Here is a 26,879-nt window from a genome sequence, read left to right on the forward strand (position 1 = left end):
CGGACTGCGCGTCGCATGTCACATGCATGCGATCGGCAGTCATCCCCGTGCCCGTTTAACGTCATCGGCGCCGGCATCCTTTAGCGAAATCCTGCGCGTTACCGACGAAAATCAACGTGAAACGTTTGCGGATTGCCAGCATCGTCAGCAGATTCTTCGATGCGTGCGCTTGCGTGCGGCACCGCCCGTGAGCGGATCACCGCCTGGCCATCGCGAACGATGCGGCCGATCGTGAGCACGGCAGTGTTGACGATGGCGAAGTCGATGTCGAAGCCGATGTCAAAGCCGATGTCGAAGTCGAAGTCGAAGTCGAAGTCGAAGTCGAAGTCGATGCCGACGCCGAAGCCGAAGCCGATGTCGAAGCCGACCGCGAAGCCGAAGCCGAATCGCAGCGCGTATACCCGAATGCGCCACCACGCCCGGTCGTCAGGAGATTCGCCGTTCCGCCGGTCGTCCCGATGCCCGCTTGCAAACGTTTCGGGATGCTGCGTTTTTGATCGCCAGCCAGCCGCGCAGCAATTTCCATTCCGCAGCATCCGCCCCCTTATTGCGCATATCGTCCGATAATTACCTTTTATTTTCGTCTAAAATCGCGCTTCTTCTTACCTTAGGACGGAACCGAAGTTTTGATTAAACTGACGAAAACCATCTCACGCACGGCCATTGCCGCATGCGTTGCTTATGCCGGGCTGATACCCTTGTCCCAAACCGCCAACGCCCAGGTCGAACCGCTGAAGAATCCGGTCTACGGCGTCACGCTCGATGACCTGACGAAACTGGATGCGATCATCGCGTCGCTGCAGAACCTGCCGTACCGACCGACGGTGCGCGTCGTGTTCGATCCGGGCACGTCGGCCGCCGACTACTACGCACCGCTGCTGCGCCTGCACTCGGTCGCATACGTGATGGGCGAAGTCTACGATTCGTACTATTTCCCGACGGATATCACGACGTACAAGGCGCGCACGCAGGAACTGGTGTCGCAGCTGAAGAACACGGTCGACGTGTGGGAAATCGCCAACGAAATCAACGGCGAATGGCTGCGCAACGATCCGAGCGGCACGAACACCGTGGTCAATTCGGAAGAGCAGCAGATCGGCCAGATGGTCGCCGCGGCCAACACGATCGTCAAATCGAACGGCGGCAAGACTGCGATCACGCTGTACTACAACGACGACAGCAAGGGCAACAACTGCTGGGAGAAGCCGCAGGATTACTGGAAGACGTGGCCGACCGCGTTCCTGCCCGCAACGGTTCGCCAGCAGGCCGACTACGCGCTGTTCAGCTACTACCCGTACCAGGATTGCCCGGGGCTGAATCCGTCGTGGAACAACGACTTCGCGGCGCTGGAAAGCATCTTCCCGAACGCGAAGGTCGGCTTCGGCGAAATCGGCACGTCGGATATCGCGGCGCCTGCGTCGGTGCAGCAGAACCTGATCAAGACCTACTACCCGATGGTCAACAGCATGACCGATCCGCGTTTCATCGGCGGATTCTTCTGGTGGAACTACGTCGAGCAGATGCTTCCGTATTCGACCAGCTCGTACTTCCAGCTGCTGCGTCAAACGATCATCACGCTCAAGTCGCCCAGCTGATCAGCCTCACCATCGAGTCGCCTGATCGTCAGCGCAGTTGCTCAGAACCACAATGTCGCGCGTACCACGAGACCACGTGCGCGTGCCGCTGACGTCAACCCGAACCGGTATTGCACCGTCACGTCGAGATAGCTCGCCGGCGCGGTATACCTGCCTTCGCGAAACCAGTACCTGAACTGGACCCCTGGCCCCGCACCGATTGCCGTCTTGTCAGGCTGACGGTTGTCGTGATCGCCCGCCACCGCGGCGTGCGGGTAGACGGTCAGCCGGTCGCTGATCATCGGCAAGCGCCACGTGTGCCCGTAACGCAACTCCGAATAGATGATGTAACGCCCGGCATTGATGAAGTACGCACCTTCTACATAGGCCTGCCAGCTGCGCCAGCTCGGTTCGGTGACCCGCAGGTCGGTGCCCGCCTCCGACGAGTAACCCAGGCGCATCAGCCAGTCCGTCATCGACAGGCTGCCGATATGGAACAACCGCTCGGCGGTCACCACCACGTTCTGATCGGGTATCGGCTTGTAGCGCACGCCCACCGACCCCTGCACGGTCGGCATGCCGGTCACGTTGCCCGTGCCGTCGTAGGCCGTGCCGTATCCGCGCACGAAGAACTGAAGAATGCGGCCGTTCCGATAGCCGATCTTCGGCGGCTGCCAATACGCCTCGATACCCGGCTGGAGCACGCTGATCGTGCCTTGCGGGCCGAATGCGGCCGACTGGTATGGCGCACTCAGCACGAAACCCCAGGTGCGCTCGAGTTGCTCGACCTCTCGCCGATAGCCGAACTTGCGCTGCGCGTCGAACGCATGTTCGTTTTCGTCGGCGTCGAGACTCTGCTCGAACATCTGGACGGACTGCTCGTTCAAGCCGATCCGCTTGGCCGCATAGCCGGCGTCCGCGTAGTTCATCGCGTTGCCGGCGCCACCGGCGAAACCTTCCTGAAATGCGTCGAGCGCCTCGCGATCCTTGTGTTCGCGCAGGAGATCATAGGCGTGCTGCAAGGTCCGTTGCGCGGTATCGTCCACCGGCACCTCGGGCTGCTGATCGGCTTGCCGCGCCTGTGCCGCGATCGACTCGGCCATGCTCCGCTCGGCATCGGTCGATGCGTCGCCGGCCGCCAGCTCGGCCACGCGGAGCGCGCTGTCGTGGTCGCCCGCCTGCAAGCTCATCTGCGCGATACGCAACTGAATCACGGCGGATTTTTCATCAGCCAGCGGCGCCAGCGCGACGCCGGCCTCGTGCGGACGCTTCGCCGCGAGCGCACTGTCCGACCACGCGAGGCGCAAGTTGCGCTGCTGCTCCTTGCTCCAGTTTCCAGTCGCGACGGCCGCCGCGAAATTGCTGCACGCGACGTCGTAGCGCATCTGCCGCTGCGCCAGATAGCCATGCTGCGCCAGTACCGCCGCGCTTTTCGGAAAACGAACGCTAAGCGATTCCAGCAGCGCGTCCGCTTCGTCGACTTTCCCTTCGCGCCGGTACACATCCACGAGCAACAGCCCGAGTTGCTCGCTTCCCGGCTGAATCTTGAGGGCGCGCAACGCGTACGCTTCCGCGCGGGGCAGGTCGCCTGCGTTGATCGCCTTGTAGGCGCCATCGGCGAGCCGATAGGCTTTGGGGTTGAGCTGCTGGGCGGCGGATGCCGGCGCCTGCCAGGCGAGCGACAGGGCAATGGCCAGCGCGCTCAAGCGTGCGCAGCGCTTGAGGCCGGCCGCGATCGGACGTGTCGAGCGCTTCATGCCTGTTCTCCCGACGGCTTTTTCACCGGCACTGCCTGCTGCGTCGCGCCGTCGCCGTCGCGCAGCCGCGCGATTTCGACGAAGCGCGAGTGCCGGCCAAGTTCGGCGGCGATCTCCGCATCGCAGGCAATGAAGTAGGCAACGTTCGTTCGGGCGCCGCGCCGCACGACGTCCTGTTCGTCCTGCGTGAGCGGCCGCCCTACCGCGACGTTCAGCGTCCCGTCGGCGGCGGTCGAAAACGGGACGACACGATACGCGTACTGCAGCTCGAATGCCAGCGAGTCCGCGAAGTGGCCCACCGCCACGTTGCCGAGGCTTACCCGCGGCAGATCGGCCTGCTCGGCGATCGCATCCGCCAGCGATTCGGTGGACAACGCACTGGCTTCGAGCAACAGTTCGCCCAGCCGCTTGCCGCATGTCAGTTGCCGCTCGAGGCCGTCCTCCAGTTGCGCCGGGGAAACCACGCCCCAGCCGACCAGGATCTCGCCGATCTTGTGGCGCACTTTCCCGAGTTCTTCGTTGGACAGGTATGTGTGACTGGTCTTGTCCCATGCGATCGGCTTGCCGCTCACCAGGTGGCCGACATAGATGCGCCACGCGCGACTCACCGCGCAGAAATTGATCAGGTTGTTGACGAACATCCTCGGGATCGAGAGCAGCCCCTGGAGCGGGCCGTTCAGCTTGCTGACGAAGTAGAAGCGCTGTCCGGCACGGGCGAACAGCATGAGGGTGTTGACCCACAGCAGCGGCGTGACCCAGGCACTGGCCGTCACGAGGTGAGCGCTGGCGGGAATGACGTGACCGGCATTCTGAAGAAAGGAAAGCAACACGAAGTTGAGCAGCACGCCATAGGCAATCACCGAAAACAGCGACGTCACGATGCCCTTGCGATCGTGGAAGAACATGTAGCGGGTGAGGAAGTCGCCCTTCCAGCCGAGTTGCTCCCAGCCTTGAAACGCAATGCCGAGAATCCAGCGCGCGCGCTGCCGGTAGGCGGTGCGGAATGTCTTGGGAAAGTACTCGCGCGTGGCCAGCAGGTTTCGACCGGCGGCACCGTCCTTGGCGCGATTGCCGCCGGCATCGCGCACGATGTCCGAAAGCGGCGTGCGGGCGAAGGTTTCCTTCATGCCGAGGTCTCTCAAGCGAAAGCTGAAGTCATAGTCCTCGGTCAGCGAACTCGTGTTGAACGGGCAACCGTTGCGCTCCTTCATCGCCGCTTCGATCGAACGCCGGCTGTAGCACGATGCAACACCCGCGCCCGGCACGACCCCGGTCAAGCGTGCCCGCACCGGCACGTCCTTCTGGTGCGTTTCGCTGAAATCGTCGAGATAGCAGCCGGCGACGAACTCGTTCCATTTCCGGGGCAATGACAGCACGGGAAGCTGGACCAGATCGCTCTCCGCCACCGCATGGTTGAGGTACTTGAGTTCGACCGGGTGAATGACATCTTCGCAGTCGTGCATGACGACGCCCGCGAACTGAATATGATGGACCGCTTCGTAACGCAGGATCGCCTCGAGAATCCAGTTGAGGCAGTCCGCCTTGCAGGTCGGCCCGTCGTTCATGACCGTGGCACGCGTCACCCTGCCCGGATACCGGCGGACCATCCGTTCGACTTCCGCCGTGGTTTCGGCGTCGTTGTGATAGGTGCCGACGAAGATGACATACCGCTCGTACTCGATGGTCGCCAGCGTGTTTTCGATCATCTTGGCGATCACGTCGTACTCTTTCCATGCCGGCACCATGAGTGCGAGATGGCGCTCTTCCAGCGCGCGCAGCATGCCGATGTCGACGGTCTGCGATTTCTCGCGACGCAGGATGCGCCCGATTTCGAATGACCAGTAACAGCCATCCAGCGTCAGGTCATCCAGCGTGCTGACCAGGATGACGAGGGCGGTCACAATGGCGACAAGGTTGAGCGCATATAAATACGCACTCCATATCATATTATCCATTACCTTTCCGCGATTTTCGCTCGTCTGTATTTCTTCTCCGCACACCAACGGAAGACGAAACCGCCCTGTCCCCGTCGACCCCGTCACGTCCACTCTTGCGGCTAACGCCACATCCGTTCTCGTCGTTCTCAAAAGACTCGAGGCTGCCTGGAGCGCTATTGATACGACCACGCAACATCACCAAAAATGCAACGTGTTCAGTGGATGACTTTTGACAGCCGGTTTCCCCGCTTGCCTGCATTCGTCCCCTGCGTGCGCCGGCGCTTGCAGCCGCCCCCCGATCCAGCGCCTTGCAGTGCGCCCCATACACCGCCTCTTCGATACACAGCGCTTCAAGCAAGTCGTGCGCCATCGTCCACCACCCTTGCGCCTTCCGGGTACCGGGCGTGTGCCGCACACGATCGGCGAATCGAAACCGAGCCAAATGTTTCAGTGCTGAAACATGCGGACCGGCGTTCCGAATATGAGACGTTTGGCAGGTTCTCTACCCTCGCCCCCGATCATCGCGACCGGAGCGCGTCACGCGATTCCGTCGATCCTGGACGGACGGATCGACGATGAAACCGAAAATCCGGTGCTCCGGTCGCCGTTGGATGGATGCGCCGCCGGCTCGGTTGCCGCGTTGCCGTGGGCGGAACTAAGCACGCAACCGGTTTCACCTGAATCGCTCAAACAGACGTTACGCGTTCGTCGGACCCAATTTCCGAAACCGGTCGCGTTGCATGCGTGAAACGTTTATCGAGACAATTTCGGACCGTCTCGACGCGCCGATTTTGGCATCCCGGCCCGGTGTCCATTTGCGGCGGATGGTACAGAACTAGCTTGAAAGCCAACTGTCCGGTTTCGTTTCATTAACCGGGGTATTAAACGCAAAAAAATAACGACATAACACCCGATTCTAAATCGGGCAATGGGGCGTGCTCGTTTCGTTAACGAGAATCCAATTTGCATATCAAAGGATGAAAATCATGCCCTCGCATCGCAATCGATTTTTTCGAATCGGGTTGAGCACCGTTGGGCTACTCCTTGCATTGAGTCCCGCGCTCGTCATCACCAGCGCGGTTCAGCATGCGAGTGCGCAGCAGACGAACCAGTCGTCCGGCGGCAAGATCAAGCCCCCGCCATTGCCAAACGGTTCTGCCCAAGTCAACGTGAAACCCGGCATGTCCGATGAGGATTGGGACAAGGCATACAAGGAGACGGGGCGCCCGAAGTTCAGCAGAAATTCCGTCAAGAAGCACGGCGGCAACGTCGAACGCGACTAGGGAGATACGGCCATGAAAAAGATCTTGATCGTCATAGCCCTGCTTGCCGGACTCGCGCAAATGACATTGCCGGGCACGGCGCACGCGCAGACCACGACCGCACATACGCTCGTGTTATACGACAACCCGGCCAACGACCCGTTTTCGAAGCTCGGCCTGATGTACAGCATCATGTTGAGGAACCTGCTCGGCCACTTCAATACGACCGTCGACCTGGTACCGATACAGAACTACACGTCCGGCATGATCGGGAGCCACGACGCCACGTTCTATATCGGCGACTACTACAACAACCCGATTCCGACGGCGTTCATGAGCGACGTGATGACCGCCACGAAAACCGTGGTCTGGTTCAAGTACAACCTGTGGCAGCTCGCGTGGAACACGGCCTATACGTTCAACCAGACCTTCGGGTTCAGCTTCCTGGGCCTTGCCGGGATGAACGCGACACCGTCGTCGAGCAATCCGAATCCCGGCTTCTACGACACCGTCACGTACAAGAACCTGGCGATGGTCAAGTACTACGCGTTCGACGCGTCGACCGGCGCCATCAACGCGGACCCGGATGTCGGCCTGACCCAGGTTCTCGATGCCACCAAGGCGCAAGTGCTCGTCACCATCAAGAACAGCAAGAGCGGCGCAACCACGCCCTACGTCATGCGCTCCGGCAAGTTCTGGTACTTCGCGGACATGCCGTTCTCCTACATCGGCCCGACGGATCGCTACCTGGTGATATGCGACATCCTGCACGACATCCTGCAGACCAATGCACCGGTGAATCATCGTGCACTGGTCCGCCTCGAGGATCTGGACGCATTCACGACGACGAGCTCGATGAGGCAGCTGTCGGACTATCTGTACTCGAAGAGGATCAAGTTCACGATGGCGACCATTCCGTTGTATACCGACCCGAACGGGTATTACAACGGTGGCGTGCCGGAGACGATTCACCTCGCACAGGCAACGGGCCTCAAGAGCGGGTTGAACTACGCGCTCCTGCGTGGCGGCTCGATCGTGATGCACGGCTATACGCACCAGTATGACTCGACGCCGAATCTTCAGAATGCGGTGAGCGGCAGCGACTTCGAGTTCTGGTACGCAGTCCAGAATCGTCCGGTCGACGAGGACTCGGTGCAATGGGCGAAAGGCAGAATGGCCGACGGCCTGCTCGAGTTCACGCTCAACGGCTACAAGATCGTCGGCTGGGCTGCGCCGCAGTACCAGATGTCGCCGATGGCATCAACGGCCACGGCGCAGACGTTCCCGACCACGTTCCAGCGGGCCGTCTACTACACGTCGACCAATCCGCAGATCGGGACGGGCGCGCCCAACCAGGACTTTTCTGCCGGGCAATTCTTCCCGTACATCATCAACTCCGATTACTACGGGCAACGAATCATTCCGGAGAACCTGGGCAGCCTTCAATACAACATCTGCAGTAAAGACCCGTTCTCGTGCATCACGTACACGTGGCAGCAAATCGTGACCAATGCGCAATACGGTCTGGCGGTGCGGGACGGCTTCGCGTCGTTCTTCTTCCATCCGTACTGGCTCGAGCCCGATCTCGGACTGCCCGCCTTCCAGGACTTCCAGAGTATCGTGACGGGCATCACGAATCTCGGCTACACATGGGCGGACGGCACGACGGCCAAGTGACGCGAGCCGGTGGAAGCCTCGTGCGACCCGCAGCAGCAAGGCGGGTCGCACGTTTGCATGTGATCGGCTACGATGTCGCGCAGGAATGCTTCCGGGGAGGCCGCGATGATCACGTACGCCATCCCGGCCTTGCGCGGGATTCGACTGCGTCTGGGCCGGTTCCGGCACGCAGGCCGGCCACGCCGGCGCGCGCGCGCGCCGCGTTCGTCCCGCGCGGCGATGCTCGCGGCCGTCGGGGCATCGCTCGCCGTGGCCGCGTGCAGCTGGACGGCGCATGACGTGCATGCCGACGGAATCGTCTGGCAGGTCGACAACGCGACGACGAATCCCGTCGGGAACTGGCAACAGCTCGGCGTGCACGATCTGTTGATCCAGTGGAGCGTCGTCGACGATACCGCGTACGTGCCCGACGCCGGCATCCGTCCCGCGGCACACCTTCCCGACTGGGGGCGCATCGGCCGCGAACCCTGGGCCAGAAACGTCATCCTGGGCCTCGCCGGTTACCAGGATGAAAAGCGAGCACGCACCCATTTGTCGACACTCGCGGACCAGTCCCTGGCGGTAGCGCGCACGCACGTTCCGCTGAATGTCACCGGCTACTACTTCCCGGTCGAAATCGACCCGACCTGGCAGGACGCGCCGAAGCTTGCCGATATCCTGAAGCGACTGCCGCGTCCGCTGTGGGTGAGCGTCTACGACCAGACCAATATCGGCGGGAAGGCGCTGGCGGACTGGCTCGTGTCGTGGCTGCCGTCGGACGTCGGGGTGTTCTTCCAGGACGGCTGCGGCGTCTATGCGCGCGAACCCTACGTCGCGCGCGCCTATGTCGACGAGCTGACCTCGCGCCTCGGAAAGCAACGTGTGCGGGTAATCGCGGAGGCCTTCCGGCCCGCCGAGCACGGGGGATTCCGGGCGGCCAGCGCCGACGAATTGAGCAGGCAGCTGACAACCTACCGTGGCTATCAAGTCTATCTGTTCGATGGCCCGCACTATGTGTCGGACAACCTCACACGCGAACTCCTCACGCGTCCGGCCAAGCCACCCGCGGCCGAGCCGGCCAAAACGAGTCCCTAATCCTGCTACGCCGTGCTGCAATGCGGGGAGCGAGCCTCAGGGTGCCCGGCAGCAGGTAAGCAACGCCCCGCCGAAACGGCGGGGCGCGATGCCCGACAGATGCTGCGCGGGCAATGGGCGAGCAGGACACGCGCGGCCGCATCGACGATTCGTTTCGATGCACGTGCCGGTCATCCGGTTGAACGCGCGAAGGTGCGTTGCAGGTCAGAACTCCATGTCGAGTTCGTCGATGTCTTCGTGCTCCGCCTTCGCGGCATCGATCCACTCCGCCACGAACGGATGCGCGAGCATGCGCATGCAGTACTCGGCAATATCGGGTTCGAGTTTCACGTCGTACGTCAGGAATCGCGTGACGACCGGCGCGTACATCGCATCGGCGATGCCGATCTGCTCGCCGAACAGCCAGGGGCCGCCATACGCGGCCAGACACGCGCGCCAGATCGTCACGATGCGCTCGATGTCGTGCTGCGCACGCGACCAGATCCGGAAGCCGGGAAAATGCGCACGCAGGTTCATCGGCAGCGCGGAGCGCAGCGCACTGAAACCGGAATGCATCTCGCCGCAGATCGACCGGCAATGCGCACGCGCACGCCGGTCGTCGGGCAGCAGCCGCGCCTGCGGCCGGATTTCGTTCAGGTATTCGGCGATCGCGAGCGTGTCCCATACCGTGCTGCCGTCGTGTGTCAGGCACGGCACGAGAATCGACGGCGACAGCAGCAGCAGTTCCGCGCGCGATGCCGCATCGATCGGCACGCTGATCGTCTCGAACGCGAGGCCGCTCAGCTTCGCGAGCAGCCAGCCGCGCATCGACCACGACGAGTAATTGCGGCTGCTGATGGTCAACGTCGTCTGTCCGGTAACGTCCATGTCGCTCCCCTGCTGATTGCCGTTCGTACCCCTGCACCGAAAGCGCGCGCCACGCCGTGCGAAGCGCACCACGCCTGTGCGAAGCATTCGCCGAAGTGGCGCAGCGCGCTGCCCGGCGCAGCGACACATCGAGTAGGCCGAGCGTCGTTGGCAACGGCGGCGCATCGCATTCGGTCGTCGGGCCCCACGCGCCGCATGCATCGCCGCATGAGACGCCGCGCGCGTCGCCACGCGTATCGCCGCATTCGCAAACCCCGTGCAACGCGCGTGCCAGCCGCACGCTGGCATACGGCTTGCCTCGCTCGACGTAACGCGACGCAACGAACGACGGCCATGAACCTGCTTGCCTATCCTTTCTACCAATGGTCTGCCGAATGCCTGCGTCCGGCGCGCGCATGGGCGGCCGCCACGCGCGCGACGATGTCGCTGTGGCCGCCCGCCACGTCGACCCCGACGGGCCGCATGGTCGACGCGCTGTGCGAACTGCTCGAATGCTGCGCGTTCTCGCACCGGCGTCCGGCGTTCGGCATCGCGTCGACCGTCGTCGACGGCGAAGTGGTGCCGATCGTCGAGGAAGCCGCGGCGGCCACGCCGTTCGGCACGCTGCTGCATTTCCGCAAGGCGCGGCCGGTGGCGCGCCAGCCTCGCGTGCTGATCGTCGCGCCGATGTCCGGGCATTTCGCGACGCTGCTCCGCGGCACGGTCAGCACGATGCTGGCCGATCACGACGTGTACATCACCGATTGGCACAACCCGCGCGACATCCCGCTCGCGGCGGGCCGCTTCGGCTTCGACGAATACGTCGGGCACGTGATCGATTTCATTCGCCACATCGGCCCGGATGCGCACGTGCTCGCGATCTGCCAGCCGACCGTCGCCGCGCTTTCGGCGGTCGCGCTGATGGCCGCCGCCGGCGATCCCGCCCAACCCGCGAGCCTGACGTTGATGGCGGGGCCGATCGACTGCCGCGTGAATCCGACGAAGGTCAACGCGCTCGCCACGAGCCGGCCGATCGAATGGTTCGCGCGCAACCTGATCAGCGTGGTGCCGGCCGGCTTCGTCGGGGCGCAGCGCTGCGTGTATCCGGGCTTCGTGCAGGTCGGCGCGTTCATGTCGATGAATCCCGACCGCCATGCGGCGTCGTTTTCCGACCTGTACTACGAGCGCGCGAAAGGCGACCCCGCGAAGGCCGACACGCTGCGCCACTTCTACGACGAATACTTCGCGACGGCCGACCTCACCGCGGAGTTCTACCTGGAGACGGTCGAGAAGGTATTCCAGCAATACGCGCTCGCACGCGGCGAGCTGACGGTCGGCGACCGGCTGGTGGAACCGGCCGCGATCCACCGCACCGCGCTGTTGACGATCGAGGGCGAGAAGGACGACATCTGCGCCGTGGGCCAGACGGTGGCCGCGCAGGAGCTGTGTTCGGGATTGCCGCCGTACCTGAAAACGCACCACGTGCAGACGGGCGCGGGCCATTATGGCGTGTTCAACGGCGGCCGCTGGGAAACGCAGATTTATCCGATCGTGCGCGCGACGATCCACGACAACGAGCCGTACGATCGCACCGCTACGAACGGCAGCGCGAGCGGCGCGCACTACGTGACGCTGCGGGCGTTGCTCGACGCGCGCGCGGCCGGTCGCGACGCGACGGCGGCCGCGGCGCCATCCGATCACGTGCACTGAGCCCGCGCGGGATGGCAACGCTCGGTGCGGCACACCGGCGTTGCGCTCGAATCGCCCCGCCCGGATGGCGGGGCGCGATGCCGGGCAGTGCGCGAGCGGCAACGCTCGCGCGTTCCGCCGGTGTTACGAACAGGCCTTGCCGTGCGACGCGTGGTAGCCCTTCGCCTTCGCATCGGCTTCCGACATGTAGCTGCCGTGCTTCGTCTTGCCGTAGTACTTGTCGGTCGAGCAATGGTAGACCTTCGTGCTGTCGTTGGCCCACACCTTGCCCGCGCCGCCGCCGGGCGCCGCCGCGGCGGTCGTCGCGGGCGCGCTCTTCGCCGGGGCGGCGCCGGATGCGGCGGAAGCGACAGCCGCGCTCGCGGGGGCCGCGGCCGGTGCGCTCGCCGCGGCTGCCGACGCTGCGCCATACCACGTCTTCACGCCCTTGTGGCCGGCGCACGCGCCCTTCTTCGACGCGCCCGAGTAGAACGAGCCGTCCTTGCACAGCCCGGTCGTACCGGCCGGCGCGCTGGCCGGAACCTGTGCGAACGCACCGATCGACACACCCATGCCGGCGACGAGCGCGGCGATCAACATCGTCTTTTTCATGATCCTCTCCTGATTTGCCTGAACGGGAAAAGCGTCCCGACGCTTTGCCGGGAATAACGCGTCGCGGGTCAACGGACCCAGCGGCACACGCGGTGATGGTGGTGATCGAAATGGCACACACGGTGCGAATGGGCTTCGGCCAGCGCCGGCACGAGGGTGGCACAGGCGACGGCCGTCACGGTCAGGATCTTCGCGATGCGGGTCATGGACATTCTCCTGGGTAGGCCAGCCGGTGGTCCGGCTGTTACGTCCTTAACGCCGGTCGCCGACGCGCCGTGCACCGCACCTGCATCGAATTGACGATCTTTGACACGGTGTAACGAAACATCACGCGAAGCTGACAAATTGCCACCTGTCTTTTCGATTTCCTTACGCGGCAAATGCTTCGGATGTCGAATGACCCGGTCAGAACCCGAAGCCCGGACAGGATCCATAAAAAAACCGCCCGAAGGCGGTCTTTCTCGGGCACGCGGATGCCTCGCATCCGATGCGACGGAGGGCTACGCGCCCGCGTCGCCCCACGGCGTCGGCGCCGGCACCGCGCACGGCCCTTCGACGTCGATCGACTTGAAATCGGCCGGCCCGACGATCTCCAGGTACTCCATGTCGGGCGAGTAGTCGAACAGGTAGTGCACGATTCCCGGCGCCTGGTGCACGCAGTCGCCGGCGCTCACCAGCGTCTCGCGATCGCCGTACATGAAGCGCGCCCAGCCCTTCAGCATCATCACGATGTGGAACTCGGCCTCGTGACGGTGCCAGCCGGTGCCCGCCGCCGGTGCATGATTCGCCCTGACGAGTTGCGCGACGACCTTGCCGTTCGTCGCGGCCGCGATGCCGAGATCGCGATACAGGAAGAAGTCGCGCAGGCCTTCGCCTTGATATGCGGTGTCCTGCGGCTTCACGTGGGAAAACGCGGTAGGGGTCGGCGTGCTCATCGCGGCGCTCCTCGATCGAAAGAGTCGTCCGAAACAAGCATTTAGCGTTCCAGGCTGCGGCGGCCCCCGCTTACTTGAGCCGCCCCGACAGGAACTGCCCGAGCCGCTCGCTCTTCGGGTTGACGAGAATCTCCCGCGGATCGCCCTCTTCCTCGATCTTCCCCTGATGCAGGAAGATCACGTGGTTCGACACGTTGCGCGCGAAACCCATCTCGTGCGTGACGACGACCATCGTGCGGCCTTCCTCGGCGAGCTTCTGCATCACCTTCAGCACTTCGCCGACGAGTTCCGGATCGAGCGCCGACGTCGGCTCGTCGAACAGCATCACTTCGGGCTCCATCGCGAGCGCACGCGCGATCGCGACACGCTGCTGCTGGCCGCCCGACAGGTGCGACGGATACATGCCTTCGACGCGCGGCGCGAGCCCGACCTTCTCCAGATACTTGCGTGCCCGCGCAACGGCCTCTTCCTTGCCGATCCCCAGCACGGCCATCGGTGCCTCGATCACGTTCTCGAGCACCGTCATGTGCGACCACAGGTTGAAGTGCTGGAACACCATCGACAGCTTCGTGCGCATCCGCTGCAGCTGCTTCTGGTCGGCCACGCGCAGCGAGCCGTTACGGTCGCGCGCGGTCTGGATCGGCTCGCTGCCGATCGTGATCTGCCCCGAGCACGGCTGCTCGAGGAAGTTGATGCAGCGCAGGAACGTGCTCTTGCCGGAGCCGCTCGAGCCGATGATGCTGATCACGTCGCCGGCCTTCGCCTTCATCGATACGCCCTTCAACACCTCGTTGTCGCCGAACTTCTTGTGCAGGTTGTCAACGGTGAGCTTGTACATGCTTGGTCCTTCCTTGCGAATGCATTAGTGGCTGCGCGGCGAGAGGTACGCGAGCCAGCGCGTCTCGAGCTTGCGGAACGCCCAGATGAGCGTGAACACGACGATGGCGTACAGCACGGCGGCGATGCCGTAGGCCTGGAACGACATGTACGTCGCGGAGTTGACGTCGCGCGTGACCTTCAGGATGTCGGGCACGGTCGCGGTGAACGCGAGGGTCGTCGCGTGCAGCATCAGGATCACTTCGTTGCTGTAGCTCGGCAGCGAGCGGCGCAGCGCGGACGGCAGGATGATGCGCGTATAGAGCTTGAAGCGCGACATTCCGTAGGCCATCCCGGCCTCGATCTCGCCGGCCGACGTGGCCTTGATCGCACCCGCGAAGATCTCGGTCGCATACGCGCATTCGTTCAGCACGAACGCGAGCAGCGTGCAGTTCATCGCGTTGCGGAAGAACGTGTCGAGCAGCACGTGGTTGTGCACGACCTGCAGGCTGTAGATGCCGGTGTAGCACATCAGCAGCTGCACGTAGAGCGGCGTGCCGCGGAACACGTACGTATAGAGCCACACGGGGCCCGAGATCCAGCGGTTCGACGACGCGCGCGCGATCGCGAGCGGCACGGCGAGCGCGAAGCCGAACGCGATCGACACGACCAGCAGCCACAGCGTGATCGCGAGGCCGCTGAAGCGGTAACCGTCGGTATAGAGATAGCTTTGCCAGTACTGGCTGACGAGTTCGATCACAGTGCAAGCCTCCGGACGCCGACGGAATAACGCTTCTCCAGGTGGTGCAGCACGACGTTCGACACCGTCGTGATCGCGAGGTAGATCGCGCCGGCCGCGAGCGTGAAGAAGAAGAAATCGAGCGTGCTCTTGCCGGCGTCCTGCGACGCCTTCACGACGTCGGCGAGGCCGATGATCGACACGAGCGCGGTGGCCTTCACGAGCACCTGCCAGTTGTTGCCGATGCCCGGCAGCGCGAAGCGCATCATCTGCGGGAACAGGATGCGGTGGAACACGCGCCAGCCGCTCATCCCGTATGCGAAGCCCGCTTCGAGCTGGCCGCGCGGCACCGCGAGGAATGCGCCGCGGAACGTCTCGGTGAAGTACGCGCCGTAGATGAAGCCGAGCGTCACGACGCCGGCCACGAACGGGTCGATGTCGATCTGGTCCCAGCCGAGCAGGTCGGTCGCGTCGTTCAGCAGGATCTGGATCCCGTAGAACAGCAGCAGCATCAGCACGAGATCGGGTACCGCGCGGATCAGCGTCGTATAGAACGTGCCGACCGACTTGAGCACGCGGTTGGTCGAGAGTTTCGCTGCCGCGCCCGCGAGGCCCAGTATCAGCGACGCGGCAAGCGACAGCACCGCGAGCTTCACGGTCTCGACCGTGCCGGCCCACAACAGCGGGCCAAATCCTTGGAAGATCATATAAGGGATCCAGAACGATGTGGCTGGATTGTCAATAGCCATTAACCGCGCATCAAACGAGTTCTGCGCACTACCTGATGCCGTCTGCTCATCAAGCCAGAGGCATCACGCGAAGCGGGCGGCGCGCGCCACGGCCGGTGCGCGCCGCGAAGGCGTCAGCCGCCGTACACGTCGAATGCGAAGTACTTCTTCTCGAGCTTCTTGTAGGTGCCGTCCTTGATCATGTCGGCGATCGCATGGTCGATCTTCGCCTTCAGGTCGGCGTCGTCCTTGCGCAGGCCGATGCCGGCGCCGTTGCCGAGCGTCTTCGGATCGTCGATGTCCTTGCCGGCGAATTCGAAGTTCGCGCCACGCGGTGTCTTCAGGAAGCCGATATCGGCCTGCACCGCGTCCTGCAGCGCGGCGTCGAGGCGGCCGGACATCAGGTCCTGGTACACGCCGTCCTGGTTCTGGTAAGGCACGACCTGCACGCCCTTCGGCGCCCAGTAGGCCTTCGCGTAGGTTTCCTGGATCGTGCCCTGCTCGACGCCGACCGACTTGCCCTTCAGCGATTCGGCCGTCGGCTGCAGGTTCGCGCCCTTCTTCGCGACGAGGCGCGTCGGCGTGTTGAACAGCTTGTCGGAGAACGCGATCTGCTCGGCACGCGCCGGCGTCATCGACATCGACGACAGCACGCCGTCGAACTTCTTCGCCTTCAGCGCCGGGATCATCCCGTCGAAGTCGTTCTCGATCCACACGCATTTCGCCTTCAGGCGCGCGCAGATCTCGTTGCCGAGATCGACGTCGAAGCCGACGACCTTGCCGCTTGCATCCTTCGATTCGAACGGCGGATAGCTGGCGTCGACGCCAAACCGGATCGTCGACCAATCCTTGGCGTGGGCACCGACCGCGAGGCAGGCAAGGGCAATACTGAGCGCGAGTTTCTTCATGGCGTTCCTGTCATAGGCGAACTGGGCACGGGTCCCGTCGGGCGTCGCCGCCGCGAACCCTTCCAACCGGGAGGTCATCCGTCAGACGACTCTCCAAGTTGTACATACAACTTTGCCTTTTTCAGGTCACTGGCAGCAATCCGTGTTTATCTCTAATTGTCGGCGGATTGTTTACCTGAGCGAATTTTCCTTATATTTCAATTCGCTACACCTTACATGAAGCTGAACCCCTTGTTTCGGTGCGGATTCGGCACATCGTCGCCGCCCATGCATTTGTCTATACTTTTCGTTTGCCGGGCTCGCCGGCGCGGCGGCCGCGGCCCGTACGGGCCCCGCGGGCCCTTGGCCGGCGCGCCGGATGCGGGCCGGAATAACCCGAATCCCGGGCCCACAGTCGGGCCCGCGCGGCGTCGAACCCGGTACACTCCGCCCGGACACCGCACGAAGGCCCGCGCGCGACGGCACGCGGCCGCCGTCTCTCGAACAGCAATGCAATGACCACACCGATCTATCAGGAAATCAAGGACTTCATCCTCGCGCGCATCCATGCGGGCGAGTGGGCGGAAGGCGACCAGGTGCCGTCGGAAAACGAGCTCGCGCGCGAATTCAACGTCGCGCGGATGACGGTCAACCGCGCGCTGCGCGAACTGACGGCCGAGCAGGTGCTCACGCGCACGCGCGGCTCGGGCACGTATGTCGCGTCGCCGAAATACGAATCGACGCTGGTGGCGATCCGCAGCATCTCGGACGAAGTCGCCGCGCGCGGCCATGCATATCGCGCGCACGTGCTGGAGGTCGGCGCGGCCATCGCCGACGCGAAGCTCGCCGACGAGCTGCGGCTCGACGCCGGCAGCCCGATCTTCCATTCACGCGTGCTGCACTTCGAGAACGACACGCCGGTGCAACTCGAGGAACGCTGGGTCAATCCCGCCTGCGCGCCCGAATACGCACTGCAGGACTTCACGACGACGACGCCGAACCAGTACCTCACGCGCGTCGCGCCGCTGCAGCGGGTCGAATACCGGATCGAGGCCGCGATGCCCGATGCGCAAACGCGCCGCCACCTGACGATGGACGAACGCGAGCCCTGCCTGCTGCTGCATCGGCGCACATGGTCGCAGGGGATGGTCGCGTCGGTGGCCAATCTGTGGCACCCGGGCAGCCGCTACCGGTTCACCGGGCATTTCTGACGCGGCGCCGGCGCGTTCACCGCATGCCGGGCCGCCCCCAGCGCTCGATCGCGGCGACCGCCCGCCGCACGCCGTCCTCCCGTGCGATCCGCGCACCGAGTCCGGCGGCGCGCGCCTGCGTGTCGGCACGCGCCGCGAACGCGATCGCGCGTGCGAGCGCGGCGGCGTCCACGCGCCGGCCCGCCACCGGCGCATCGGCCACACCGAGCCGATGCAGCCGGTTCGCCCAGAAGAACTGATCGCCCGCGAACGGCACGACGACCGACGGAATGCCCGCCCGCGCGGCCGAATGCGTGGTACCCGATCCGCCGTGGTGGATCGCCATCGATACATGCGGAAACAACCGGTCGTGCGGCGTCTCGCCGATCACGCACACGTGCGCCGGCAGCATCGACGCATCGATGCCGCTCCAGCCCGGATGGAACAGCGCGCGCCGGCCGTCGAGCGCCTGCAGCAGCGCGCCGACCATCGCGGCGCGATCGAACCCGGCCATGCTGCCGAAGCCGATGTACACGGGCGGCTCGCCCGCGCCGAGAAAGGTCGCCAGCGCGGGCGGCGGCGTCCACGCCGGCGCGTCGGCGTGCCACTGACCGCAGGCCTGCACGTGTGACGGCCAGTCGGCCGGATCGGACAGCAGCACGGGCGACACGCCGTACAGCATCGGATGATCGGTCCAGACGTGCCGGCGCGCCGGCAGGCCGCACACGCTGGCGCGCGCTGCATTGGTCGCGTTCCTGAACGCGTGCCACAGCAGCGCGTTCACGAGCCGGTGGCTCGCGCGATTCAGCCGGCGCGGCACCTTGCCGGGCGGCAGGAACGGCGACGCGAATGCCGCGGTCGGCGTGATCGGAATCATCCCCGTGCCGATCGCCGGCACGCCGCGATACTCGGCGACCGACAGCCCGACGAACGACGCCAGCCCCGACACCAGGATCGCATCGCAACCGGCCGACGCGGCCGCGACTTCGCGCATCCATGCCGCCGTGTTCGCATTCGCGATCGCCGCGAGCGCCTTCGACGTGTCGTTGAAGCCGCCGCGCCCGCGCACCGCGTCGGACAACGCGCCATCCGGCGCGATCGCCGCGCGGATATCGCCGGACAACGGCGCGCACGGCACCCCGAGCGCGGCGGCCGAACCGAGCGTCGCGGCGTCGGCCAGCAACCGGACCTCGTGGCCCGCATCCAGCAGCGCACGGCCGAGCGCCGCGAGCGGACGCGTGTCGCCTTCGGTGCCGTAAGTGACGATGACGAGCTTCATGCGTGAACTCCCCCTGCACGATGCAGGCAAGTGGATTCATAAAAATGCACGTCGTATACTAATGCAATTCGTGCACTTTCATTCGATACCGAACCATGCCGACGACGACCGACGATCCGGGCCGCCGCGCACGCAAGCGCATCCAGATGCTCGCGCATCTCGCCGACACCGGCGCCCGCCTGTTCGATGTGCATGGCTACGATGCCGTGACGATGGAGCAGATCGCCGCGCAGGCCGATGTCGCGAAACGAACGCTGTACAACCACTTTCCGACGAAGGAAGCCGTGCTCGCGCACTGGCTCGAAGGCGAACTCGCGCGCGACCTCGCGCACCTACAGCGCGACGTCGCGCGACGGAAGACCTTCGCGTCGCGGATCGCCTGCGTGCTCGACGCGTCGGCCGCGTGGTGCGAGCAGCACCCGGTGTACCTGCTCGCCTACCTGCGGCATCGGTTCCTGAGCATCGGCGTGACGGAAGCGGAAAGCGGGAAAGACGGCGGCGGCGACATCGCGCTCGTGTGGCAGCAGCTGATCGCGGCCGGACAGCAGGCGGGCGAACTGGACCCGGCGCTGGCGGCCGACCAGCTCGCCACGTGGTTCCATCATCTGTATCTCGCGGCGATGCTGCGCTGGCTGACCGTGCCGGGGTTATCGCTGAAGCGGGAATTCCGGTCGGTCGCGAAGCTGTTCGTCGAAGGCGCGCAAGCGAAAGGCTGAGCGGCCGCCGAGGCGACGCTCGGGCAGGAAGGTGCGTGCGCATCGAACGTGCACGGCGCTCACGCAATTCACGCGCACGCCGGGCGCGCGCGCTGGCCTGCGATCTGGAACACCATCCGGAATCGCTGCTGCCCGGCAACGCGGGCGACACGCAACCGGCCGACGCGTCGCGCTCCGCGAGCGGAAGCCGCTGCATGCTTCGCGCGATGCGCCGGGATTTTTACAACGCATGCACGCACGGGATGCCAAATCTTCCGCGCAGCAGTATGCTGATGTCGTACGGCCCCGCACGATGCCTCGGGCAATCCCTTAGTCCGCACGTCGTCGCGCCGCCGTCGCGACCGCAATCATGCGTTTGCAAGGAGGGCTTCGTGATGGCTACCATGCATCAGCACTTCCACCTCGAACTACGGCACGCCACGGCGCCGACGTATTTCATCAGCTACCTGTTTCCCGCCTTGCTGTTCGTCTACGAACTGCTGCGCGTCGGCCAATGGATCCGCGATCACGGGATGCAATTCGCCGCGTTCAAGCAGATGGGTTACGAGTACCTGCTGATGCTGCTGTTCGTCGGGCTGCAGATCGTCGTCGAGGCGATCTTCCTGCTCGGCGCCGCGATGCGCCGCGACAATCGCGACTTCGAACACCGGTTGCCGAACGTGGTCCTCGGCATCGGCTGCTCGATCGCGATTCTCGCGCTCGATCTCGCGATCCAGCTGTCGTTCTGAGCGCCGGCGGGCTCGGCCCGCCGGTCGCATCGCGCGCCTGCGCCCGGCCGTTCAGGCGAGCCCACCGCGCAGGAACCTCGCCACGGCCGCGAGTACGTCGCCGCTCCGCTCGCGATGCGGCATGTGTCCGCATCCGTCGAGCAGCAGGAACGACGACGGCCCCGCGACGCGCGCGGCGATCCGCTTCGGATGCACGTCCGACCCGTATTCGTCCTGCTCGCCGTGAATCGCGAGCGTCGCGCAGCGCACGCGCGGCAGCGCGTCGTCGAGACTCCAGTCGCGAAACGCCGGCGACAGCCACGTGCCGACCCACGCACGCAGCACCCATTCGGCCTTGTCGCCGTGATAGCGCACGAGCCGCTCGAGCTGGCCCGGCGCGTCGAACTGCTGCCCCGCCTCGCGAATGCCGTCGAGCGTGCGATCCTCGACGAACGCCTGCGCGGCGACCGTCACCAGCGCGCGGCAACGCGCGGGATACGCGGCCGCGCAGCTGACCGCCATGCCGCCGCCGACGCTGTGCCCGAACGCCACGAACGCATCGATGCCGAACCGTTCGAGCAGCGCGCGGAAGCCCTGATCGGCCTCGTCGCGCACGAACGTCGTGCCGAGCTGTCCCGGATGGCGGTCGGACCGGCCGAAGCCGAGCCGGTCGTATGCGATCACGTCGCGTTGCGTGGCGCGCGCGAGTTGCGCGGGGAAGTCGCGCCAAAGTTCGACACAGCCGAGTGAATCGTGCAGCAGCACGATCGGCGCGGCCGGCCCGGTCGCGGCCGTCGCCTGCGCGGGCGCACCGCGCCAGCGCTTCGCGAAGAGACGCCCTTGCGGCGTCTCGACCCAGGTCTCCTCGGTCACGATTTCAGTCATGTGCATGTCATCGTCTGCATGAAGGCTGCATGAAGGCGGCCGCACGCGGGCGGACCGCAGAATGCCGACGATGGTGGCCGGCCGACGCGCGCGGCGTCAAGCAAGCCCCCACCGCCCGCGCGCTCATTCGGGCTGCGGCGGCAGATACTCCATCTGCGACTCGTCGTACAGCCGGTAGATCAGCGCCTGCATCGCGCGGATGTCCTCCGATTCGTCGAGCATCCGCATGCTCATGATGATCGGCGACACGAGTTTCGGATCGTCGAGCGGCTTGTAGCTGATGTCGTCGCGCTTCAGCCCGTACACGCTGTGCGGCACGACCGACACGCCTTCGCCCATCGCGACGAGCCCGAGCGCGATCTGCAGTTCGCGCGTCTCGTAGATCTTGCGCGGCTGCAGCGCGCGATCGTGGAATGCCGCGAGCACCTGGTCCGCATAGCTCGGCCGCGGCGCCTTCGGGAAGATGATCAGCGTGTCGTTCACGAGATCGTGCAGCGACAGCACGGGTTTCGCGCCGTCGAGCACGTGACCGACCGGCAGCGCGACGATCATCCGCTCCTCGCGCAGCACGACGCGCCGCACGCTCGGGTCCTCGTGACGGATGCGCCCGAACCCGACGTCGATGCGCCCTTCCTTCAGCGCCTTGATCTGGTCCATCGTCGACATCTCGTGCAGGCTCAGCTCGACGGCCGGATACTCGCTGCGAAAGCGCCGGATGATCTTCGGCAGCATCCCGTACAGCGTCGAGCCGACGAAGCCGACCGACATGCTGCGCTCGATCTTGCCGACCCGCTTCGTCATCGATTCGAGCTCGGTGGTCTGCGCGAGCAGCTGCACCGCGTGCGAATAGAAGAACCGCCCCGCGTCGGTCAGCTTCAGCGGCCGCGCGTTGCGCTCGAACAGCGGCACGCCGAGCGCGTCCTCGAGCTGCTGGATCTGCCGGCTGAGCGGCGGCTGCGCGATGTGCAGGCGCTCGGCCGCGCGCGTGAAATTCCGCTCCTCGGCAACCGCGACGAAGTAGCGGAGGTGTCTCAACTCCATGTTCGAACCCTCCCGGACAGGCCACGGACGTTCATTCGGCCCCGCGCACACACGTGCCGCGCCGGTCGTCCCGTGAGCGCCTGCTCCCGATGCCATGACGATACCTCAGCCCGCGCCGATACCGGCGCGAGCCGCGCCGCGCCCGCCCTCGCGGGCGGCGCACCGCGCAAAGCCGCAAAGCAAAACGGGAAGCCGCCAGGCTTCCCGTTGCTTCATCGACGCCGCGTCGCGGCAGCGTCCCGACCGCGCGTCATGCCTCGGTCGCGTACAGCGCATCGCGCTGCGCGTCGCTCAGTGAGTCGAGCGGCACGTCCGGCAGCCGATAGCAGATCATCGTGCCGTACAGCTCGGCCAGGCAGTTGCTGCCGGCGTCGAGCGCGTAGCCGTCCTCGCCGTCCGGCGCCGGCGGATACACTTCGCGCCACGCGTTGATCGCGGCTTCGATTCGCACGATGGAAACGGGTCCGGCCTTCCGCTCGGCGGGTGATGCGCTCATGGATTCCTCTGGATTGCGCGCTCCGCGGGCCGGGCCGGCCGCGGCGGAACGATGGAAACGCCGGGCGCCGCCGGCCGCCGCAACAGGCGCGCGCCGGATGCCCGATCCGCGCCGCGCTCGTCGCGCCGGCCGGACCGTGGCCCGGTAGGGTCGGGAAATATAACCGGCTTTGACCCCGTGCAGCGCAAAGCCGACAAAAAAAGCGGGGTCGGCGGCGGCTGGAACGGTATCTGGAACGACGCACGCGTCGGCTACCGACGTCGGCGGCACCCCGCGTCGCCCGGACGTCCCAACGAAAAACGGGAAGCCCGCGGGCTTCCCGTTTTCATCGCGCACCACGCGGCCGGTGGCCGCACCGGCATCAGCCGACGGTTTCGCGGTTCTCCACGCGCTGCAGCTGCGCGCTGCGGTTCGCGGCCGCCCACGGCGCGATCTCCATGTCCTCGTAGCGCACGAAGCGGCTCTTGTTCAGGAGCCGGTAGCCGAGCCACACGACGAGGAACAGCGGAATGCCGACGTAGGTCGCGGCCACGCCCGCCCAGTCGATCCGGTTCGCGAGAAACGCCTGGTAGTCCTGGCCGAGCGCGATCACGAGACACAGCACGAACGCGAACAGCGGGCCGAACGGAAACCACTTCGACTGGTACGGCAGCTGGTCGACCGCGTAGCCCTGCTTCACGTAGCCCTTGCGGAACCGGTAGTGGCTGATCGCGATGCCGAGCCACGCGATGAAACCCGTCATCCCCGACGTGTTCAGCAGCCACAGGTACACCGTCTTGTCGCCGTACAGCGACGTGAAGAAGCACAGCGCGCCGACGGCGGTCGTCGCGTACAGCGCGTTGCGCGGCACGCCGCCCGGCGACAGCTTCGCGAACAGCCTCGGCGCACGGCCTTCCGTCGCGAGGTTGTAGAGCATCCGGGTCGACGCGTACATGCCCGAGTTGCCGGCCGACAGCACGGCCGTCAGGATCACCGCGTTCATCACGCCGGCCGCGAACGCGAGGCCCGCGTGGCGGAACACGAGCGTAAACGGACTCACGCCGATGTCGGTCACGTCGCTCTTCAGCAGGTTCGGGTCGGTGTAGGGAATCAGCACGCCGATCACGAAGATCGCCAGCACGTAGAACAGCAGGATCCGCCAGAACACCTGACGCACCGCGCGCGGGATCGTCGTGCGCGGGTTCTCCGATTCGCCGGCCGCGACGCCGATCAGCTCGGTGCCCTGGAACGAGAAGCCCGCGATCATCGCGACGCCCATCAGCGCCGGCAGGCCGCCCGCGAACGGCGCGTCGCCGATCGTCAGGTTGCCCCAGCCGTTGCCCGGCGCGCCCTTCAGAATGCCGAAGATCATCAGCAGGCCGACGCCGATGAACGCGACCACGGTGACGACCTTGATCAGCGCGAACCAGTATTCGGCTTCCCCGAAGCCGCGCACGGTCAGCGCGTTGAGCAGGAACATCACGCCGAGGAACGCGGCGCTCCACCAGACGCCCGGCACGTCCGGGAACCAGTAGTGCATCACGAGCTGCGCGGCGACCAGCTCGACCGCGATCGTCACGGCCCAGTTGTACCAGTAGTTCCAGCCGAGCGCGAAGCCGAAGCCTTCGTCGACGTATTTCGCGCCGTAGGTCGCGAACGAGCCCGACACCGGCATGAACGCGGCCATTTCGCCGAGGCTCGTCATCAGGAAATAGACCATCAGGCCGATCAGCATGTACGCGACCATCGCGCCGCCGGGGCCGGCCTGCGAGATCGACGCGCCGGACGCGACGAACAGGCCCGTGCCGATCGAGCCGCCGATGGCGATCATCGTCAGATGGCGCGCCTTCAGCGCGCGATGAAGCTTGGGTGGGTTCGCGGACGAACCGGGTTGGTCGGAATTCGGGATTGCGGACATAAACGAGACGAACGTTGAGCGGGCCGGCATCCGGGGCCGGCGCATGCGGGATCGGGGCGCGTCGCGCCGCCTGCTGCGATGCATTCGATGCGGCCCCGATACGCGTTGCGCGCCGGGCGCCAGCGGCGAAGCGCGGATTCTACCTGATTCGCCGTCGGAACCGCTCGGGTCCGGACACCCCGGCGCCGCATGCCGACGCGGGGTGAGCCGCGACGGTGCACCTCCCCGCCCGATACGCAATCGCGCCGGCGCAATAGCCCGATCCTGTATTAAAACGACAAAATCGATCGATATGCCCTAATAATCAGACAAAATACCGTCTACCCATAATCGCGATTCAAATCGAAACGAACGCCCGGCTCAAGGTAATGATGCGTAATCGTTCCGAATCGGATTGGCGCATGCATGTTTTGCATCGAGCGGCGAATTTCGGGAATTCGCGAGATAATGCCGACTAATGCGAATTAATCAGAGCGCGGAATCGTCGACGACGCACATATCCGCCGCCTGCCCCGAGGATGATGCCACCCACGCCGCTCGCTACGCTGCGCCGTCATACCGCGACGGCCGTGGCACGCATACTGTCGCCCCGCGGCGTGCTCGTCGCCGGCGTCGTGCTGCTGCTGTTCAGCTGGGGACTCTCGACGTCGCTTTTAATCGAGGCACGCCACGACGCGTATGACCATGCGGTCGAAAATGCGCGCAACCTGATGCTGCTGATCGAGCGCGATATTTCCCGCAATATCGAACTGTATGATCTTTCGCTGCAAAACGTCGTCGACGGGCTCGCCGATCCGGAACTGACGGCATTGCCGCCGCGCCAGCGTCACCGGCTGCTGTTCGACCGCGCCGCGACCGGCGCGTATCTCGGCGCCATTTTCGTAATGGATCCGCACGGCAATATCGTGATCGATTCGGCCGCATCGCCGCCGCGACAAGGCAATTTCGCCGACCGCGAGTATTTCGCCGTGCATCGCGACCGGCTCGTGCAGGGCCTCTATATCAGCCGGCCCTATGCGTCCCGGCTGCGCGGCGGCGCGCTGACGATCGCGCTCAGCCGCCGGATCACGCTGGCCGACGGCCGCTTCGGCGGAATCGTCGTCGGCACGCTCAACATCGGCTACTTCCGCGCGCTGCTCGACGGGCTCGCGGTCGGCCAGCACGGCAGCGCGGCGATCGTCGAGGACAATGGCGCGCTCGTCTCGCGCCTGCCGTACGATCCGCGCGTGGTCGGCCTCGACCTCCACCACTCCCCGCTCTTCATCAAGGCGCAGCGCAGCAGCGAAGGCGTGCTGACGGGCGTCGGCGCGATCGACGACGTGCGGCGCATCTACGTCTACAAGCATCTCGCGCATCTGCCGCTGATCGTCGACGTCGCGCCCGCCGAGATCGACATCTACGCGCCGTGGCGCCATCGCGCGATCTGGACCGCCGTGCTGATGGGCCTGTTTACCGTGTTCATCCTGGGGGGCTCGCTCGCGCTGTCGCGCGAACTCGAGCGCCGGCAGGTCACCAAGTTGAATCTGTACCGGCTCGCGCATACCGATTCGCTGACCGGGCTCGACAACCGCGGCACGTTCGATGCCGTGCTCGCGAAGGAGGCGCAGCGCGCGTCGCGCAGCGGCCGGCCGCTGTCGGTGCTGTTCGTCGACGTCGATCATTTCAAGGCGTTCAACGACTACTACGGCCACCTCGCCGGCGACGACGTGCTGCGCCGCGTCGCGCAATCCGCGTCGCGCTGCCTGCGCCGCGACAGCGACCACGTCGCGCGCTACGGCGGCGAGGAATTCGTCGTCACGCTGCCCGACACCGACGCGCAGGGCGCGGCGACCGTCGCCGAAGCGATCCGCCGTGCGATCGCCGGGCTCGACATCGCGCACGTCCGCAGCCCGTACGGGCACGTGACGGCGAGCATCGGCGCGGCGACCAGCGCCGGCGGGCGCGTCAACGCCGCGACGCTGCTGCGGCAGGCCGACGCGGCGCTGTACCACGCGAAGTCCGGCGGCCGCAATCGCGTGTCGAACGCCGAGGCGAATACGGCCGACGCGTGACGCGGCGGCCGGCGGCACCCGCGCCGCGCCGCGCCGTCGTGGACAGCCCGCGCGCGTTCGGCTAGCGTTACGTCAGCCGCGCGT

General features: G+C 65.4%; 25 protein-coding genes. 9 read left to right on the plus strand and 16 right to left on the minus strand.

The window, feature by feature from the left end; genetic code table 11:
• Nucleotides 1-98: 98 nt before the first annotated feature.
• Nucleotides 99-536 (minus strand): hypothetical protein, encoded by a 438-nt coding sequence (locus tag DIE12_RS27815; protein ID WP_124520333.1) that lies wholly within the window; start codon nt 534-536, stop codon nt 99-101.
• 90 nt (nt 537-626) lie between these two features.
• On the opposite strand from DIE12_RS27815, the gene DIE12_RS27820 reads away from it, so the two are divergent.
• Nucleotides 627-1,595 (plus strand): hypothetical protein, encoded by a 969-nt coding sequence (locus DIE12_RS27820; RefSeq protein WP_409333446.1) that lies wholly within the window; start codon nt 627-629, stop codon nt 1,593-1,595.
• 41 nt (nt 1,596-1,636) lie between these two features.
• Here the strand turns inward: DIE12_RS27820 and DIE12_RS27825 are convergent, their stop codons facing one another.
• Both DIE12_RS27825 and DIE12_RS27830 read right to left on the minus strand, forming a co-directional pair.
• The gene (locus tag DIE12_RS27825) at nt 1,637-3,331 is read right to left on the minus strand and encodes a bacteriophage N4 adsorption protein A (protein WP_124520334.1); all 1,695 of its coding nucleotides are present in this window, start codon (nt 3,329-3,331) and stop codon (nt 1,637-1,639) included.
• A complete protein-coding gene (locus DIE12_RS27830) occupies nt 3,328-5,286 on the minus strand; it encodes a glycosyl transferase family protein (RefSeq protein WP_124520335.1) in 1,959 nt (652 codons plus the stop codon). The genes DIE12_RS27825 and DIE12_RS27830 overlap by 4 nt, the downstream gene beginning before the upstream one ends.
• Before the next feature lie 959 nt (nt 5,287-6,245).
• Between DIE12_RS27830 and DIE12_RS27835 the strand changes: the two genes are divergently transcribed.
• The 3 genes from DIE12_RS27835 (at nt 6,246) to DIE12_RS27845 (ending at nt 9,281) form a co-directional block, all read left to right on the plus strand.
• Nucleotides 6,246-6,551, plus strand: a complete 306-nt coding sequence (locus tag DIE12_RS27835; protein ID WP_235879201.1) for a hypothetical protein — start codon at nt 6,246-6,248, stop codon at nt 6,549-6,551.
• 12 nt (nt 6,552-6,563) lie between these two features.
• The gene (locus tag DIE12_RS27840; protein ID WP_124520336.1) at nt 6,564-8,207 is read left to right on the plus strand and encodes a DUF2334 domain-containing protein; all 1,644 of its coding nucleotides are present in this window, start codon (nt 6,564-6,566) and stop codon (nt 8,205-8,207) included.
• A 105-nt stretch (nt 8,208-8,312) separates the two neighbouring features.
• Nucleotides 8,313-9,281 carry a hypothetical protein gene (locus DIE12_RS27845; protein ID WP_124520337.1) on the plus strand — a complete coding sequence of 323 codons (969 nt, stop codon included), beginning with the start codon at nt 8,313-8,315 and terminating at the stop codon, nt 9,279-9,281.
• A gap of 204 nt (nt 9,282-9,485) precedes the next feature.
• On the opposite strand, the gene DIE12_RS27850 is transcribed toward DIE12_RS27845, so the two are convergent.
• Nucleotides 9,486-10,148 (minus strand): glutathione S-transferase family protein, encoded by a 663-nt coding sequence (locus DIE12_RS27850; protein WP_124488793.1) that lies wholly within the window; start codon nt 10,146-10,148, stop codon nt 9,486-9,488.
• 333 nt (nt 10,149-10,481) lie between these two features.
• Here DIE12_RS27850 and DIE12_RS27855 point away from each other — a divergent pair, with 333 nt between their 5' ends.
• The gene (locus DIE12_RS27855) at nt 10,482-11,837 is read left to right on the plus strand and encodes a polyhydroxyalkanoate depolymerase (protein ID WP_124488794.1); all 1,356 of its coding nucleotides are present in this window, start codon (nt 10,482-10,484) and stop codon (nt 11,835-11,837) included.
• A gap of 123 nt (nt 11,838-11,960) precedes the next feature.
• Here the strand turns inward: DIE12_RS27855 and DIE12_RS27860 are convergent, their stop codons facing one another.
• The 7 genes from DIE12_RS27860 to DIE12_RS27885 form a co-directional block, all read right to left on the minus strand.
• Nucleotides 11,961-12,428, minus strand: a complete 468-nt coding sequence (locus tag DIE12_RS27860) for a DUF3761 domain-containing protein (protein WP_044848073.1) — start codon at nt 12,426-12,428, stop codon at nt 11,961-11,963.
• Between the two features lie 68 nt (nt 12,429-12,496).
• A complete protein-coding gene (locus DIE12_RS38230) occupies nt 12,497-12,634 on the minus strand; it encodes an HHHH-motif protein (RefSeq protein WP_185500349.1) in 138 nt (45 codons plus the stop codon).
• A 294-nt stretch (nt 12,635-12,928) separates the two neighbouring features.
• Entirely contained in the window at nt 12,929-13,363 is a 435-nt protein-coding gene (locus DIE12_RS27865) for a cupin domain-containing protein (protein WP_124488795.1), read from the minus strand.
• Between the two features lie 70 nt (nt 13,364-13,433).
• The gene (locus tag DIE12_RS27870) at nt 13,434-14,201 is read right to left on the minus strand and encodes an ABC transporter ATP-binding protein (protein ID WP_124488796.1); all 768 of its coding nucleotides are present in this window, start codon (nt 14,199-14,201) and stop codon (nt 13,434-13,436) included.
• A gap of 24 nt (nt 14,202-14,225) precedes the next feature.
• Entirely contained in the window at nt 14,226-14,939 is a 714-nt protein-coding gene (locus tag DIE12_RS27875; protein WP_044848076.1) for an ABC transporter permease, read from the minus strand.
• A complete protein-coding gene (locus tag DIE12_RS27880; protein WP_044848077.1) occupies nt 14,936-15,625 on the minus strand; it encodes an ABC transporter permease in 690 nt (229 codons plus the stop codon). The genes DIE12_RS27875 and DIE12_RS27880 overlap by 4 nt, the downstream gene beginning before the upstream one ends.
• A gap of 155 nt (nt 15,626-15,780) precedes the next feature.
• On the minus strand, nt 15,781-16,554 hold the full coding sequence (locus DIE12_RS27885) for an ABC transporter substrate-binding protein (RefSeq protein WP_124488797.1): 774 nt from the start codon (nt 16,552-16,554) through the stop codon (nt 15,781-15,783).
• 494 nt (nt 16,555-17,048) lie between these two features.
• Here DIE12_RS27885 and hutC point away from each other — a divergent pair, with 494 nt between their 5' ends.
• Complete coding sequence (gene hutC, locus DIE12_RS27890; protein WP_124488798.1) at nt 17,049-17,744, plus strand: histidine utilization repressor; 696 nt, start codon at nt 17,049-17,051, stop codon at nt 17,742-17,744.
• A 16-nt stretch (nt 17,745-17,760) separates the two neighbouring features.
• Here the strand turns inward: hutC and DIE12_RS27895 are convergent, their stop codons facing one another.
• On the minus strand, nt 17,761-19,002 hold the full coding sequence (locus tag DIE12_RS27895; RefSeq protein WP_124488799.1) for a glycosyltransferase: 1,242 nt from the start codon (nt 19,000-19,002) through the stop codon (nt 17,761-17,763).
• 95 nt (nt 19,003-19,097) lie between these two features.
• Between DIE12_RS27895 and DIE12_RS27900 the strand changes: the two genes are divergently transcribed.
• Nucleotides 19,098-19,718: a TetR/AcrR family transcriptional regulator gene (locus DIE12_RS27900; protein WP_124488800.1), complete on the plus strand. Its 621-nt coding sequence runs from the start codon at nt 19,098-19,100 to the stop codon at nt 19,716-19,718.
• Between the two features lie 374 nt (nt 19,719-20,092).
• Nucleotides 20,093-20,446, plus strand: a complete 354-nt coding sequence (locus DIE12_RS27905; protein WP_044848115.1) for a hypothetical protein — start codon at nt 20,093-20,095, stop codon at nt 20,444-20,446.
• A 51-nt stretch (nt 20,447-20,497) separates the two neighbouring features.
• On the opposite strand, the gene DIE12_RS27910 is transcribed toward DIE12_RS27905, so the two are convergent.
• The 4 genes from DIE12_RS27910 to DIE12_RS27925 form a co-directional block, all read right to left on the minus strand.
• Nucleotides 20,498-21,310, minus strand: coding sequence for an alpha/beta fold hydrolase (locus DIE12_RS27910; protein WP_124488801.1), 813 nt, complete (start codon nt 21,308-21,310; stop codon nt 20,498-20,500).
• A gap of 123 nt (nt 21,311-21,433) precedes the next feature.
• Complete coding sequence (locus DIE12_RS27915; protein WP_044848082.1) at nt 21,434-22,351, minus strand: LysR family transcriptional regulator; 918 nt, start codon at nt 22,349-22,351, stop codon at nt 21,434-21,436.
• Between the two features lie 250 nt (nt 22,352-22,601).
• The gene (locus tag DIE12_RS27920) at nt 22,602-22,847 is read right to left on the minus strand and encodes a DUF3717 domain-containing protein (RefSeq protein WP_044848083.1); all 246 of its coding nucleotides are present in this window, start codon (nt 22,845-22,847) and stop codon (nt 22,602-22,604) included.
• Nucleotides 22,848-23,208: 361 nt separating this feature from the next.
• Nucleotides 23,209-24,744 carry an amino acid permease gene (locus tag DIE12_RS27925; protein WP_124488802.1) on the minus strand — a complete coding sequence of 512 codons (1,536 nt, stop codon included), beginning with the start codon at nt 24,742-24,744 and terminating at the stop codon, nt 23,209-23,211.
• A 518-nt stretch (nt 24,745-25,262) separates the two neighbouring features.
• Between DIE12_RS27925 and DIE12_RS27930 the strand changes: the two genes are divergently transcribed.
• Nucleotides 25,263-26,795 (plus strand): diguanylate cyclase, encoded by a 1,533-nt coding sequence (locus DIE12_RS27930; RefSeq protein ID WP_409333445.1) that lies wholly within the window; start codon nt 25,263-25,265, stop codon nt 26,793-26,795.
• The last annotated feature ends 84 nt before the right edge of the window (nt 26,796-26,879 follow it).

The sequence above is a fragment of the Burkholderia sp. Bp9015 genome, from assembly GCF_003853505.1.
Classification (GTDB): domain Bacteria; phylum Pseudomonadota; class Gammaproteobacteria; order Burkholderiales; family Burkholderiaceae; genus Burkholderia.